The 14,011-nt window shown below is 57.0% G+C and carries 11 protein-coding genes; 7 read left to right on the top strand and 4 right to left on the bottom strand.

Annotation, left to right across the window (positions count from 1 at the left end):
* Positions 1 to 143: 143 nt before the first annotated feature.
* Complete coding sequence (locus IG609_RS00610; protein WP_193400717.1) at positions 144 to 1,073, top strand: LysR family transcriptional regulator; 930 nt, start codon at positions 144 to 146, stop codon at positions 1,071 to 1,073.
* Here IG609_RS00610 and IG609_RS00615 read toward each other — a convergent pair.
* The 4 genes from IG609_RS00615 to IG609_RS00630 form a co-directional block, all read right to left on the bottom strand.
* A complete protein-coding gene (locus tag IG609_RS00615; protein ID WP_193400719.1) occupies positions 1,060 to 1,788 on the bottom strand; it encodes a DUF6250 domain-containing protein in 729 nt (242 codons plus the stop codon). The two genes, IG609_RS00610 and IG609_RS00615, sit on opposite strands and share 14 nt — an antisense overlap.
* A complete protein-coding gene (locus tag IG609_RS00620) occupies positions 1,788 to 4,571 on the bottom strand; it encodes an exo-rhamnogalacturonan lyase family protein (RefSeq protein ID WP_193400722.1) in 2,784 nt (927 codons plus the stop codon). The genes IG609_RS00615 and IG609_RS00620 overlap by 1 nt, the downstream gene beginning before the upstream one ends.
* Before the next feature lie 4 nt (positions 4,572 to 4,575).
* Positions 4,576 to 6,861 carry a TonB-dependent receptor gene (locus IG609_RS00625; RefSeq protein WP_193400724.1) on the bottom strand — a complete coding sequence of 762 codons (2,286 nt, stop codon included), beginning with the start codon at positions 6,859 to 6,861 and terminating at the stop codon, positions 4,576 to 4,578.
* A gap of 86 nt (positions 6,862 to 6,947) precedes the next feature.
* Entirely contained in the window at positions 6,948 to 7,955 is a 1,008-nt protein-coding gene (locus IG609_RS00630; RefSeq protein WP_193400725.1) for an ABC transporter substrate-binding protein, read from the bottom strand.
* Between the two features lie 443 nt (positions 7,956 to 8,398).
* On the opposite strand from IG609_RS00630, the gene IG609_RS00635 reads away from it, so the two are divergent.
* From IG609_RS00635 to aguB, 6 genes are all read left to right on the top strand, one after another.
* Positions 8,399 to 9,277, top strand: a complete 879-nt coding sequence (locus tag IG609_RS00635; RefSeq protein ID WP_193400727.1) for an energy transducer TonB — start codon at positions 8,399 to 8,401, stop codon at positions 9,275 to 9,277.
* A 10-nt stretch (positions 9,278 to 9,287) separates the two neighbouring features.
* A complete protein-coding gene (locus tag IG609_RS00640; protein ID WP_010281558.1) occupies positions 9,288 to 10,004 on the top strand; it encodes a MotA/TolQ/ExbB proton channel family protein in 717 nt (238 codons plus the stop codon).
* Position 10,005: 1 nt separating this feature from the next.
* Positions 10,006 to 10,407, top strand: coding sequence for an ExbD/TolR family protein (locus tag IG609_RS00645; RefSeq protein WP_039545946.1), 402 nt, complete (start codon positions 10,006 to 10,008; stop codon positions 10,405 to 10,407).
* A gap of 21 nt (positions 10,408 to 10,428) precedes the next feature.
* Positions 10,429 to 12,024, top strand: coding sequence for an ABC transporter permease (locus IG609_RS00650; RefSeq protein WP_193400729.1), 1,596 nt, complete (start codon positions 10,429 to 10,431; stop codon positions 12,022 to 12,024).
* 17 nt (positions 12,025 to 12,041) lie between these two features.
* Positions 12,042 to 12,800, top strand: coding sequence for an ABC transporter ATP-binding protein (locus IG609_RS00655; RefSeq protein ID WP_193400731.1), 759 nt, complete (start codon positions 12,042 to 12,044; stop codon positions 12,798 to 12,800).
* A 324-nt stretch (positions 12,801 to 13,124) separates the two neighbouring features.
* Positions 13,125 to 14,009, top strand: a complete 885-nt coding sequence (aguB, locus tag IG609_RS00660) for an N-carbamoylputrescine amidase (protein WP_193400733.1) — start codon at positions 13,125 to 13,127, stop codon at positions 14,007 to 14,009.
* Positions 14,010 to 14,011: the final 2 nt, after the last annotated feature.

The following is a 14,011-nucleotide window of genomic DNA, read 5'->3' on the forward strand; positions in this document are numbered from 1 at the left end:
GATGCCCCTGGATTGGCGTATAAGAGACCGTGCTGCATATATAACCGGTAAGAATATAAACATCGGTTTTATTATTTTTTCTGCACGTCTAGACCTGCTAGCCTGCCCATTCCTTCCGTCTTGATGACACGCCGATTGCCGCTATGAATATCGATCTTCGCCAACTGCGTCACTTTATTGCCCTGATTGAGCATCGCAATTTTACGTCGGCGGCACAGGCGATGAAGCTTTCCCAATCTGCCTTCAGCCGCAGCATCCAGTCGCTGGAGCAGACCATCGGCACCCGCCTGATTGATCGCATGAATCAGTTGGAGCCGACGCCGAAAGGATTGGTGGTGCTGGAACATGCGCGTCGCCTGATTAATCAGACGCACGATCTGTTTAACGACATTCAACAGTTCAATGAGAAAGAAGCGGGCGAAGTGAATTTTGGCTGCGGTCCGGCTCCCGCCGCCTGGCTTATGCCGCAGGTGATCGGGGATTTCTCGCGACATTACCCAAAGGTGCGGATGGTTTTTCGCGTCGATAACTGGCAGGCGCTGGGCCATCGGCTGATGGCCGAAGAGCTGGATTTCATCGTGGCGGATATGCGCAACTTTGAATTCGATACCCGCTATCGCGTACAGCCTCTGAGCCAGCACCGCTGGGGATTTTGCTGCCGCAGCGGACACCCGCTGGCGACGCAGGAAGAGATTACCGTCGAGCAGTTCTTTTCCTATCCGCTGGCGGCAACGATCCGCCCACCCAACCTGCACCGCGCGCTGGTGCAACTGAGCGGTAAACTGGATATTCGTACCAGCATTGAATGTGAGAATGGCTACAGCCTGCTGGATGTGGTACGTCATTCGGATGCCATTGGGACGACCAATCATTTCAACGAGCCCGATCGGCATGGTATTCACATGTTGAAGATTGCCGGTCTGGACGACAATACCGACGAGTTTTATACCCATTACGGCATTATTTATCTGGTGGACGCCCGTCTATCGCTGTTGGCGCGCAAGCTGATTGAAACCTTCGTGCAGGTCGATAGCGACCTGCACGGTACACCCGTGGCGCTTACAGCGGAGTGATGCTGAACTCGCGGATTTCCTGACGTGAGAATACCGTCCGAAAGCCGAAATAGCCCAGAGCCGGCGTATTCGGATAGCTGGCATGGAAATAGAGCACATCGTCGACCCAAAAACGGGTTTCCCGCCGATCCACTTCAATCACGATGCGATAGCGATGATGAGGACGCAGCAGATGCGCGGCATCGGTGTACTCGCCGAGCAGCAGGCGCTCGCCGTGACCGTCGTAATAGCGAAAGCGCGTGGTGCTGTTCCAGTTACCGCCCATCCCGACATAGTACAGATTCAGGCTGTCATACTCGTTGAGTTTGCCGTACCGGGTAAACAGATTCGAATGATGCAGGTCGCGCGCGGCCCAGAACTGGTTCAGGTCGGATACGCGGTCGTAAGGGCGATCGGCGACCAGAACTTCTCGCGTAAAGGCGATGCGATAGGTGCCCGAGAGCGGGGCATCCAGCCAGATCGTTAGCCCAGCGGCGCTTTCCAGCGTTAGACGATCTGGCGTGGTCTGGATCGCGGTGCGGTCAGGGTCTTCCTGCTCCACCTGCCAGCGTAGCGGCTGGCCAGTGGGATCCGTGGACCAGAGAAACGTTGAACGGTGTGGTGAATCGATAATTTCACGCGTGCCGTCTGCCTGCGGCGACAGGAGGAGCGTGTTTTCAGTACAGCCTGGGTCAGTCATGGTGATGTCCTGTAGCGTGCCGCCGGGTGGCGGCATTAAGAAGAGGGAATGTCATCCAGCAAGGCCAGCAGGGCGATGGCCGTTAATCCCCACTGGGCGACGGCGTTGGTCGCCAGATTGACGGCTGCGGTGCTGCCGGCATGTTTATGAATGGTGGAATCGATCACCGGCTCATTGATCGGATAGAGCACGATAGGAGGCGTTAAGCGTCGCTGTTCGAGAGTTGGATGGGCGATGCCGCCGCTACCAGCGGTAAACTCTGCCCAGGCGCGCTGCGCCAGCGCGCGATCGTTCAACTGTCGGGCGGCAAAGGCGGTCAGTCGGGCATGTCCCTGAGCCAGATTGAGCTTTTTCACCGTCTTGCCCACGGCCGCACTTAACGCGACGGGGTCGTTATACAGTCGGCAGTAGTCGAGCCACGCGCGCGTAAAGGCGGGGTCGGGCAACGCCTCAACCAGTTCGCTACAGATTTCCGTCAGACCAAAAACCGCACTCAGATGTGAGATCTCCACCTGATCCGCAGGCGCGGGAAGAAAGCGGCCGGTATCGGGGTCAATGGCCGAACCACCGGTGAAAAAGCCGTGCGGCTGGGCGGCAATGGTCTGCATACTGGTGAGCAGGCGTGCGCGTATTGCCGGATCGCCGTGTCGCTCCCAGGCGGTTAGCCAGACGGCGGCTACCGCACCCCAGTCCGTTCCGAAACTCAGGCTGACGTGATGCGGATCGGCAGGCGATGTCTGCCCGATTTTGCGGCCGGGCAGCACGGTGCCAAGCGTACGCAGCGCCTCAACCTGTTCATCCATCAGTTCACCGATGCGCTCATCGGCGGTGAGGTAGTAGAGAAAGCGGCGGTTGGCGACGGTAGAAATACGCAGCTGTTTGGCGCTGTCGCCCCAGTGGCGCACATTGTGCCGCGACCCCAGCGGACTGAAGCGTCCCAGATGGTGTACGTCCACTTCGCCCGTGTGGCGCGTCATGGCTTCCGCCATGCGAAACGCCTCGGCGCGCCCGCTGTGTAGGAAGTAATACCAGAGCCACAGATCGGTGCTGAGTTCCGAGTTATCCCACGCGTAGCCGCCCACGTCGTAGCGCCAGACGTGACGGTCGCTGTCATAGGTGTGCATCACGTCGCCGAAATCCCAAAAGCCGTACCATTTGCGCTGTTCGACTTCCTGCTGATAGACGTCGAAATACGCATCCAGCTGTTTCTCCAGCCTGATGCGGCCGGGCGTGGTGGCAGAGGAAGAAGGGGCGGAAGCGGGTGCCCACAATGGGCCAAATGCCTGCGCGTGGTGCAGAGCTTGTGCGTCCGCCACCAGCAGCGGCGGTTGCTGCATGCGTCGCGCCCGATTCACCAGATTTTCCGCGTCTGGCGTTGCGGGCAGCACATCGATAAACAGTTCGCTGGTGCGTGCCACGCCGACCGCCGAACCGAAGCCCGGTTCGTAATCTTCGTAGGTGATCGCCAGCCCTTCACGCTGTTTGTCATGGGTATCCTGACCCAGCCCGTCGTGATAAAAGCGCATATCCATCGGTTCTGCCCACGGTGACCACAGCCAGAGCGTGACGGTCGCCACGTCGGTGTGGGCATTGTCGATTTCCAGACTAGCGGGATAGCTCTGCCAGAAATTTCGCAGGCTGAACGCCACGCCGCCTTTCGGCGTACCCAGATAGCCGACGCCCGCTGCTCGTTCGCCCGTGGCGGAAAGGAGCCAGCCCTGTCCGGCAGCAGTGCGTTTGTGTATCTGGAAACCGTCAGGGTGGTGCTGCGTCAGGCGGTAGCTGCCAAACGCGGGTATGTAATCCAGCCGTTTCCCGACTTCTGGTGAAAAATCCGCTATCGGCGGCGTGGCTTGCCCCGCCAGCTGTGCCGCAATAACGGCTGCGCCGGGATCGCGACGTAGTCCACTCAGGCCGCGTACCGCCTCACGAAAGAGCCCGCCCTGATCCGAAACAAAACGTACGTGGCGATCGTGCAGTTCTCCCTGTAGCGGAACGTCGAACGCCAGACCAAGCCCTTTCAGGCTGAGGTGGTCGTCGTCGTTGTCATAGATCAGCGTGTGTATGACGCGCAGCGAGTCGGTGTTCGCATAGCTATACAGCCGGATAATAAAGGGGATGTGCGTCACCCCTTGCGGCTGCGCGTGGTGTGTACCGCGTAGCGCAATCACCGTCCGCTGCGGTCCATTTTGCTCCACCGTGACCGTCTCGATCACGCCCTGATAGGCATCCTGCGTCAGCGTGCTATCCGTCTCCGTGCCTCGCTGCATGCGCAGCACCAGCCTGCCGTTGGTTAACGCCAGCCGATTATTTCGCCAGATCTCTTCGATCAGACGGGGGCCAGAACGTGGAATCATGCAGCGAATGTGTCCGGTATCCACCGTCCAGCCATGGGCATGTTCGCTGACCATCCCAGAACTCGATGGCTCCTCTGCTGTGGCTGTCGGCCGCAGCCTTAGCCCGTCTTCCGGCGGGGTGTCACCGCCCAGCGCATGTGCTGACCATTTAATCGAGCCGTCCGGCCAGCGAGCCAATGGCCAGCTTTGCAGGTCATAAGCTCGCTGCTGTGCATCATGCAGTTGGAAACCGCTGTCGTTGCGCACGGCCCCCTGCGGCCAGGGGACGCCCCAGGTCACGCCGGTGAACGCGAGAGGGCGTTTCCCGTCCAGCCAGCGCAGGCTGACTTGCGGCACCACTTCACCAGCGTAGGCTGAGGCAAGCGGCGCGGCGGCGTGCGCCGATCTCCAGAACGGTGCCGACAACGCCAGCAGCGTGCTGTCGCGCAGGAAGCGCCGGCGTGAGTAAGCCATCTTGTCCATGACGTTAGCCCTTGAAATCGTAGCCGACGGAGATCCCAACCATGCGCGGTTCACCAATCACGCCCGTTGTAGCGCTGGAGCCTCTGACGGAGCGGTAGTAGTTTTTATCCAGCGCGTTTTTCACCCACAGAGACACATTCCAGCGGTTGTCACCTTGCTTGCCGCTCAGCCCGCTAGACAGGTTGAGGACACCGTACGAGGGAATGCGGTTGGATTCGGAGTCGTCGAGCGTGCCGTAGGCCCAGCTCCGCCATGACCATTGACCGGAAACTGAGGCTTGCAGGTTATTTGGCGTATCCCATTGATAACGTACGCGGGTGTTGTAGCTCAGAGTTGGGGATTTAAAGACGCGCTTTCCAGACATATCGCACGAGACGGCGGAGATTTCTGCCGGGCAGCGGGCGTTAGGGAAATTCAGGTAGCTGGCATCCAGAACAGTACCGGCCAGACTGATGCTCAGGCCGTCAACGGGGTGCAGCGTTAACTGCGTTTCGCCGCCGCGCGAGCGGAATTTCCCGGCGTTAATCAGATAGCTGGTATCCGTTTCCTCGTCATAGGCATTGTTCTGGAAATCTTCGACGACGCTCCAGAACAGCGCGGTATTCCATTCTACTTTGCGTTGTAGCCAGTGGGTTTTCACCCCCAGTTCCGCTGAACGGGTTTTCTCTGGATCGACGTACAGCGAATCAATCCCCAGTTGCCTTGCTGCCCCAGATGATACATTTAGGCCACCGGATTTTTCCCCGTAGCCTAGCGTGACGTAAGGAGTCACATTCGGTGCCGCGAACCAGTTCAGGCTGATGGAACCCGAAGGCAGGCGGTTGGTTTGCGATAGCGGGCCGGAGTCAAAGGTGGCACGATTTTTACGCTGGAATGTTCCCTCTTTCTTTTCATAGGTTTGACGTAGACCGACAATGACATCCAGTTTATCGGCGGCATGCCAAGTCCCGCGGCCATAGACGGAATAGACGGTGTCATCCAGTGTGCCAAAGCGCTGAACGTTAATGCCCTGATAGCCATTTCCGACCCACGTCCGCACGCGGTTGTCGTTGTAGTAGCGACTGTTTGCCTCGGTATCGAGGTTCTCACCCCAGTAATCGACGCCCACTGAATAATCGAAGGTATTGCCTTTGGGCGAATCGAGCCAAAAACTTTGCGACCAGACGCGATCGCGTACGTCAGCGCCGCTGTCGCGATAGAGTGGGATATTCCAGTTATCTGCCGTGCTGGGCAGCACACGGAAATAGCGCAGTGATGACAATGAATTGAGGCTATAACCGCTCTTCAGTTTCCAGTTGGCTTCTACCGAGCCGCCGCCTTGTGCAACGCGAATCACGTTCTCGTCATCCATCGCGACCTGACGACCACCGACAACCTTAAGGCCAGTTTGTTGCGCACGGGTGCGGAATGCATCGGTTGCACTCACCAGTACTGAGACCGGACGCTGGGTGGAATCGCTGTAGTCGCCAGTAATTCGGAGGCTAAAACTGTCATTGGGCTGATACAGCAACTGGCCGCGCACACCGTTATTGGTGCTACCTCCGAGCTTATGGCCGTTTTCGATATTCGTGACGTTTCCGCCACGCTCCGTGCGTGACAGGTTGATGCGTCCCGCCCAGTGCTCGCTGAGTGGCCCAGACGCCATCAGTTTGGATTGCAGATAGCCGCGCTGCCCGAACGATTGTTCCAGTGAATATTCAGGCGTGAAGGTCGGCTTGCGGGTGCGAATATCAATCGCGCCGCCGGTGGTATTGAAGCCGTAGGCCGCGCCCTGCGGGCCTTTCAGCACGCGGGTGCTGTCGATATCCAGCAAGTCATTAGAGATGACGCCGGGGCGGGACAAGTAAACACCATCGACAAACAGCCCCACGCTGCCCGGCATACCGATGTTGGTGCCGCTCTCGCCGCCGTCGCCAATCCCGCGAATAGTCACGGTGGTGTCCATTACATCGACGGTATCGACATCCAGCCCTGTTACCAGTTGCGACAGTTCTTCAAAGCGGTAGATCCGTTCTTCTTCGAGCGTTTTGCCATCGATCACCGATGCCAGCGTGGTCGGTGGTTGAACAGGCGTACGCTGAGCATTCACTTTCACACGCTTTAGTTGAACGGGGGCGGCGGTTGCTGCCTCGGTGCCGGGTGTGATCTGTTGTGATGGGTTATCCGTTGTGATTTGCGGATCGGCTGCTCGTGCCATCGCGGGAAGCGTTAAGACGCAGCTCATTAAAAGGCCTGACGTTATTTTGCGCTGGTGTTTTTTTAAATACTGTTGGTGTTGTTTTAAATACATAGCTTCTTCCGAATTGAGTCAATAGGCTGCCGATTGCCGTGAAATTCACGGCAATACGTGGGCTATAATCTTTTGGGGGGAATAAATTACTGAGTTGCTTTCAGATAAGAATCATCCAGCCATTTATCGACATCAAAAGGCTGTCGAATAAGGCGTGATTCATAGGCCAATGTGACGGCACGTTTTAGTTTTTCCACAAAGGCCCGATCCAATTCGGGTGAAAGACGCTCGGTTAATGGCGGCAATGTATCCCATTCGACGCGTAATATATTTTCCGGATACCCTGATTGGGTAGCTAAGAGTCGAATAAACTCATCTTTATTTTTCTCATCGCTCGCCCAGTTTGCCGCTTCTCGTTGGACTTTGACCAGGCGGCGCAGAATATCTTCGTTGCCTTTGGCAAATTTCTCATCCACCAGCAGGAAGCCGCTGAGCTGGCCTGCGCCGTCGAGGTCACGGCTCGACAGCGGAATGTCCGCCAGCCCTTTATCCCGCAGCGAGAGCGTATTGCTGCCGCCCCAGGTGGCGTCAATCTGTCCAGCGGCTAACGCCGCGCTGGCTGCTGCGAAATCGAGATTGATCAGCTTCACATCAGAAGGCTTCAGGCCCTGTGAATCGAGCGCGCTAACGAAGGACAGCTCACCGGCTGTTCCGCGAAAGATACCAATACGTTTGCCTTTCAAGTCGGGGATTTTCTCAATACCGGAGCCTTTCGCTACCGCCAGATAATGGTTGATGCCGCGTGATGCTACGGCGATCACGCGCGTATCCAGACCGCGAGAGCGACCGATAATGCTGGCTAAATCACCCAGATAGGCCACGTCAACCTGATGGTTGCCAAACGCTTCGTTGATGACGGGGCCTGCGCCTTTGATGAATGTCCAACGGACGCTGATCCCGTCTTTGCCAAACTCGCGCTCCAGCAGCTTCTGGCTGTGAATGACGTCAAGCAGGCCGCCGCCGCTGGGTTTTGTGCCTGCGCCAATGTCTGGTGCGGCAATACGAATTTCAGTAATCGCCGATGTGATGCCTGACCAGGCCATACCCATTGCCAATAAGCCGGTCACTAACCATTTTCGTCCTGATGTTGTCATTTCTTACCCGCCAGTGATGAGGTGTTTGAATGTGAGTGTGCGAATATCAATGTTGTTATTGCGCCGGTTTAGCACGGCGTCATCTCGTTGCAGAACCACATTTAAAGGCTTGGCAATAAACTGACTAATACAAAAAAAGCATTATTATTTTTAGTAAATAGCTAAATCAGCATTCATCGCTTATTTCATCACTATGCAGCGAACGAAAAAAAACTATTCCAACTATGCATTAGCCTATCGGGACTTATTACCTTTAGTTTGTCGTTAGGCGATGAATACCATTATCTTTCCAATTAAATAAATATCGATATACAGATACATACGTTGACTTTATTAAGCACTCGAGAAGAATCGATTATTCCACCGCTATTTCAGGTCATCTATCCATGACGCCTGCAATGTGAAGTATGACGGGTATAAATAAACACGGTCAGGAGTCCACCATGACGGAATTACTCTATGCGGGAGCGGCGTCAGTATCCCGGTCTTATTCACCGGAGCCGACTCCGCACGCCAGCCGGGTGAGCGGCGTCGTGCAGCCGCGCTTGCCGATGTTGAATACGACGGTATCGTCCCGACCTGAACGCTGGCTGGCGGTGGTCGCGACGTTGCTATTGCACGCGGCGGTACTGGCGTTATTCAACAGCGCATCGACGCCGCCCGTTACGGTACCTGCCCGACCACAGCCTGTCAGCGTCGAGCTGGTTGCTGCGGTTGCCGAACCAGTGCCGCAACCCCAACCTGTCGAACCTGAACCTATTGAGCCTGACGTCGTAACGCCACCGCCGGAACTCGTTCCGCCGCCCGTGGACAAGCCGGTGGATGACAACGCGCTGTTGCCGCCGAAACCTGAAAAAAAGGAACCCGAGAAAAAAGAGCCTGAGAAAAAGCCTGAACCCGCGCCTAAAAAGGTCGCGGTGAAAAAGAATCCGCCCGCACCGACGCCAAAATCTCAGGCTGAAACGGTATCGGCAAGTGCCCCGGTAACGCCAGCTCCGGTGGCGCAACAGGCGGTCGCACAGCCCGTTGACGCGCCGTTGACGCCGCCGCTCGCGAATGCTGATTACCTGCACAATCCCGCACCGCCTTATCCCGACGTGGCGATTAGCCGTGGTTATGAAGGTACCGTGCTGTTGAACGTGCAGGTGCGTGCCGACGGCAAGGTGCAAACCATTCGTATCCATCAATCAAGCGGCTATCCCTCGCTGGATGACGCCGCCAGAGACACGGTGCGGCGCTGGTCTTTCGTTCCGGCACGCCGTGGCAGTCAACCGGTTAGCGGCTGGGTGGTTGTTCCCGTCGATTTTTCGCTAAATTCATGAGGTATTGGTTATGACGCTCGGACACATTGAACTCTTTTCTGCGGAAGGCGCAGTGATTCTGTTGCTGCTGTTGTTTTCTCTCGTCACCTGGGGATTGGGGCTACTGAAATTCGTCCAATATGGGCGGGCGCAGCGGCGCGATCGACGCTTTCGTGCCGCCTTCTGGCAGCAGGATGACGTCAGCCAGACGCCAGAAACCAGCGCAAAACAGCCCGGTTCCCTCGCCAATCTGGCGCTGGCCGCCGTTAAAGCACCGGAGCGGATCAGCGGGCAACTTGCTCTGAATATTCATCTGCCCGATCGGGTTGAGCGCGCGCTGCAACAGCAGATCCAGCGTGAACGCCGTTCGCTGGAAAGCGGGCTGGCGGTTCTGGCCAGTATCGGCAGCACGTCGCCGTTTATCGGCCTGTTTGGCACCGTGTGGGGGATTATGGCCGCGTTGCAGGAAATTGGGCTTTCTGGTTCTGCCAGTCTCGACACCGTTGCGGGGCCGATTGGCAACGCGCTGATTGCGACCGGGATAGGGATTGCTGTCGCCGTTCCTGCGGTGCTGATTTACAACTACTTTTTACGTCGCCTCAAGCTGGCTGTCGCAGACATGGATGACTTCGCCCATGATGTTTACAGCGTGATGCAGGCACACGATTTTCACGTCAGCACGTTTCATACCAGCGCTGAGCCATCGGCCGCCGCTTTCTCCGTGAAGAACCTGAGAGAGGTAGTGTGATATGGCGTTTACCTCGCGTAATGATGAAGACGTCATGAGTGAAATGAATATCACGCCGCTCGTGGACGTCATGCTCGTGCTGCTGGTGGTGTTTATTGTTACCGCGCCGATGTTGACGAATGCCATTCCGATTCAGTTGCCGAAAACGTCGGCGGTGGCACCGGCCGATCGCGCCGATCCGGTGGTGATCAGCATTGATGGTGAGCAGCGTGTGTTCATCAATAAAGAAAATCTGGCACGCGAACAACTGGTACCGCGTTTGCAGCAGGCTAAAGCAGGTAACGCTGATCTGGTGGTGCAGGTGCAGGCGGACAAAGAGGCGAATTACGGCGAGGTTGCCGCGCTGCTGGCCGATGTCGAGCAGGCGGGGATTACGCGTCTATCCCTGCTAACGCAAAAATAACGTAGCCGGATACCGACGATCATGATGCCTAAATACCTGTTGCGGATACGCTCCGCCCCTGACGCTTCGCTGACCGCCACGCTGTCAGCGGGATATTCCGCGTTGGTCATTTCATTAGTCGTGCCGCTGCTGGTCCTTGCTTGCTGGTGGCTGGCCAGTCGTCACGGGTGGATGTCTGAACAGATTCTTCCTTCGCCGCTGGCAGTCATCGATAGCGCGCGGGCTTTTATCCCCGAAGAGCTGATTCACCAGTTGCCTATCAGCCTGATACGGCTGGTGATTGGCTTTAGCGGCGGGATCGCGCTGGGTCTGGTGCTCGGCAGCTTGTTTGGCCTGAATCGCCGGTTGAATGCGCTGTTTATGCCGCTCTTCACCGTCATCGCGCAGATCCCGACGCTGGCCTGGATTCCGCTTTTGATGTTGTCACTGGGTATCGGTGAAGCGCTGAAACTGGTGGTGCTGGTGAAATCGGTAACGGTGCCGGTTACGCTCTACACGTGTGCCGGTATTCAACAGACGCCACAAAAGCTGCATGAAATGGCGCGTAGCCTGCGTTTACCCCCCGCCGCTTTCCTGCGTTACCTGATTCTGCCTGCGATGCTGCCTTATGTGATGACGGGCATTCGGCTGGCGTTTTCTACCGGATGGGTCGCCTTGATCGCGGTCGAGCTGCTCGCATCTAGCGAAGGGCTGGGCTATCTGCTGGTACAAAGCCGCCAGCTATTTATGCTGGATTTGGTGTTTGTCTGCATTTTGATTATTGGAATACTGGGATTTGCCGGGGAGCGTGTGCTGCTGAAGCTGGAGCGTCGCTGGATTCACTGGCCTGCACCAGTGCTGGGGCGCGATAGCCTGAGCACTACGCTGCCGAGCCTGTCGATGACGCCTTGGTTAGTGCCACTGGTACTGGTTGTGCTGTGGCAGGTGAGCAGCGTGCACGAGTGGGTGAACGTGGCCTTTCTTCCCGCACCGAGCAGCGTGGTCGACGCGCTGTGGACGGGGCTGGTTCAGGGCGGGCTGTCGGCCGATCTTCATGCCAGCCTGCTGCGTGCGCTACAGGGCTTTGTGCTGGGCAGCGCGATCGGCGTGCTGGTCGGTGCGTTACTTGGCGGTTGGCGTATCGCCGACAGGCTGTTTAATCCGGCGCTGTCCGCGCTGCGCTGCGTGGCGCTATTTGCCTGGCTGCCGCTGATCACCGCCTGGTTTGGTTTAGGGGAGAGCGCCAAAATCGTGTTTATCGCCGTCGCGGCGTTCTTTCCTGTGATGCTGGCAACCTGTCAGGGGATCGCCCAGCTTCCGCCTGCGCTATTGGAAGTGGCGCAGGTGCTACGTCTGACGCCGGTGCAGACGCTCCGAATGTTGATACTGCCCAGCGTATTGCCGCCGCTGTTTTCCGGCCTGCGGCTGGCGCTGATGCATGCGTGGACGGGCGCGATTGGCGCAGAGTATTTCATGCCGTCGGGAGAGGGATTGGGCGGCATGATGATTCGCGCACAGCAGTTGCTTGAATCCGATCGCATCATGGCTGGCGTGGTGCTGATTGCTGTGGTGGCCGCGCTGTTTTCCCGATTGATTACCTTGTCTGAACGGCGGCTGACCCGCTGGCGCTTTGCGTGACCGTTAACGGAGAATCTATGTCCCTGCATTTTCAGCATATTACTAAACATTTTACCGTCAACGGCGCGCCGCTGACGGTGTTACAGGACATCGATCTGTCGCTGCATTCTGGCGAACTGGTTGCGGTCATCGGTGCCAGCGGCTGTGGTAAATCGACGCTGCTGCGTTTGGCCGCCGGGATTGATACCACAGAACGTGGACGCATTCTGATTGGTGAGCGGCCTGTACAGGGTATTCCCGATGATGTCAGTCTGGTGTTTCAGGAGCCGCGCCTGTTTCCGTGGCTCACCGTGACGGACAATATCCGCCTCGGTATGCTTAATCTCACGCTTTCCCCAGCGGAAGTTGCGCAGCGAATTGCCCATTATCTCCAGATGATGGGGCTGGAAGGCTTTACTGACGCGTGGCCGCATCAGCTATCAGGAGGAATGGCGCAGCGTGTGGCAATTGCTCGTGGGCTGGTGTCGACGCCGCGTATTCTCTTGTTGGATGAACCTTTTGGTGCGCTGGATGCGCTGACCAAACAGCAGTTACAGGAGCGTCTGGCGGAAATACGCCAGCAAACGGACTTGACGATCCTGCTGGTGACGCACGATGTGGAAGAGGCGGTTTTTCTGGCTGACAGAGTAGTGGTGATGTCGCCCCGACCTGGCCGGATTAGCGCAATTTTGCCCGTGACGTTGCCCTATCCTCGTGACCGCACCAGCCCAATGCTGTTGGAACAGCGGCAAGTGGTCAGTCAGGCGCTACATCAGGCGGATACTATTGAAGCCTGATGCTGTTGCCTACCGCTTTCTCTCAATCTTAATCATTGATAGAAACCGCCGTGGAAAAGGCGGTTTTTCTTTTCTGCTCGTCACGCGAGATCATTCATTTTCAGCATAGTGAAGTCTCGTCATTAACTGGCATAATGCGCATGTCATTTTCGGTCAATACCTTAACGGAACGTTCCCGTCGGGCATGAGTCGGCGTGTTGGCCTACACTCGTTAAGGCCGTGCCGGTTAGTGCCGATGCATAATCGTGACCGAGAGAAACACTTATTGCCGATACTCGCCGGTAAGAAAGGGCGGGTATATATCGTTATTATTGAGGTTTTCGCATGAAAAAAGTTACCGTTGCCGCAACACAAATGGCGTGTTCCTGGGATCTGCCCAAGAATATCGAAAACGCTGAAAAACTGGTGCGACAAGCGCATGCAAAAGGCGCGCAGGTTATCCTGATTCAGGAACTGTTTGCCGCACCGTATTTCTGTATCGATCAAAGCCCGGAGCACTATGCGCTGGCGCAGGAGCTGGAAACCAGCCCGCTGATTAAGCATTTTTCCGCACTGGCGGCGGAGCTGAACGTGGTGCTGCCGTTGAGCTTCTTTGAGCGTGCCAATAACGCCTATTACAACTCGCTGGTGATGATTGACGCGGACGGCGCCGTGCTGGACGTTTACCGCAAAACGCACATTCCGAACGGCCCGGCGTATCAGGAGAAGCAATTCTTCATTCCGGGCGACACCGGCTTTAAAGTCTGGCAGACGCGCTACGCAAAAATCGGCGTGGGCATTTGCTGGGATCAGTGGTTCCCGGAAACCGCCCGCAGCCTGGCGTTGCAGGGCGCAGAGCTGATTTTCTATCCGACCGCGATTGGTTCCGAACCGGCTTACCCGGATATCGACAGCCAGCCGCACTGGACTCGCGTTCAGCAAGGTCACGCCGCCGCGAATCTGGTGCCGGTGATCGCATCCAACCGTATCGGTACCGAAGCCAGCAAATACATCGACGGTCTGGAAATGACGTTCTACGGTTCGTCCTTTATTGCCGACCAAACGGGTGCGCTGCTGGTTCAGGCCAACAAGACAGATGAAGCGATTCTGGTGCATGAATTTGATTTAGAAGCCATTGCTGCACAGCGTGCGTCATGGGGGCTGTTCCGCGACCGTCGCCCGGACATGTACGGCACGATTGCCACCTCTGACGGCAAGACCCGGAGATAAGT

Source organism: Pectobacterium quasiaquaticum, from assembly GCF_014946775.2.
Taxonomy (GTDB): domain Bacteria; phylum Pseudomonadota; class Gammaproteobacteria; order Enterobacterales; family Enterobacteriaceae; genus Pectobacterium; species Pectobacterium aquaticum.

Coding starts and splice junctions, on each gene's coding strand:
- IG609_RS00610 (WP_193400717.1), top strand. CDS start 144: ATGAATATCGATCTTCGCCAACTGCGTCACTTTATTGCCCTGATTGAG.
- IG609_RS00615 (WP_193400719.1), bottom strand. CDS start 1,788: ATGCCGCCACCCGGCGGCACGCTACAGGACATCACCATGACTGACCCA.
- IG609_RS00620 (WP_193400722.1), bottom strand. CDS start 4,571: ATGGACAAGATGGCTTACTCACGCCGGCGCTTCCTGCGCGACAGCACG.
- IG609_RS00625 (WP_193400724.1), bottom strand. CDS start 6,861: ATGTATTTAAAACAACACCAACAGTATTTAAAAAAACACCAGCGCAAA.
- IG609_RS00630 (WP_193400725.1), bottom strand. CDS start 7,955: ATGACAACATCAGGACGAAAATGGTTAGTGACCGGCTTATTGGCAATG.
- IG609_RS00635 (WP_193400727.1), top strand. CDS start 8,399: ATGACGGAATTACTCTATGCGGGAGCGGCGTCAGTATCCCGGTCTTAT.
- IG609_RS00640 (WP_010281558.1), top strand. CDS start 9,288: ATGACGCTCGGACACATTGAACTCTTTTCTGCGGAAGGCGCAGTGATT.
- IG609_RS00645 (WP_039545946.1), top strand. CDS start 10,006: ATGGCGTTTACCTCGCGTAATGATGAAGACGTCATGAGTGAAATGAAT.
- IG609_RS00650 (WP_193400729.1), top strand. CDS start 10,429: ATGATGCCTAAATACCTGTTGCGGATACGCTCCGCCCCTGACGCTTCG.
- IG609_RS00655 (WP_193400731.1), top strand. CDS start 12,042: ATGTCCCTGCATTTTCAGCATATTACTAAACATTTTACCGTCAACGGC.
- aguB (WP_193400733.1), top strand. CDS start 13,125: ATGAAAAAAGTTACCGTTGCCGCAACACAAATGGCGTGTTCCTGGGAT.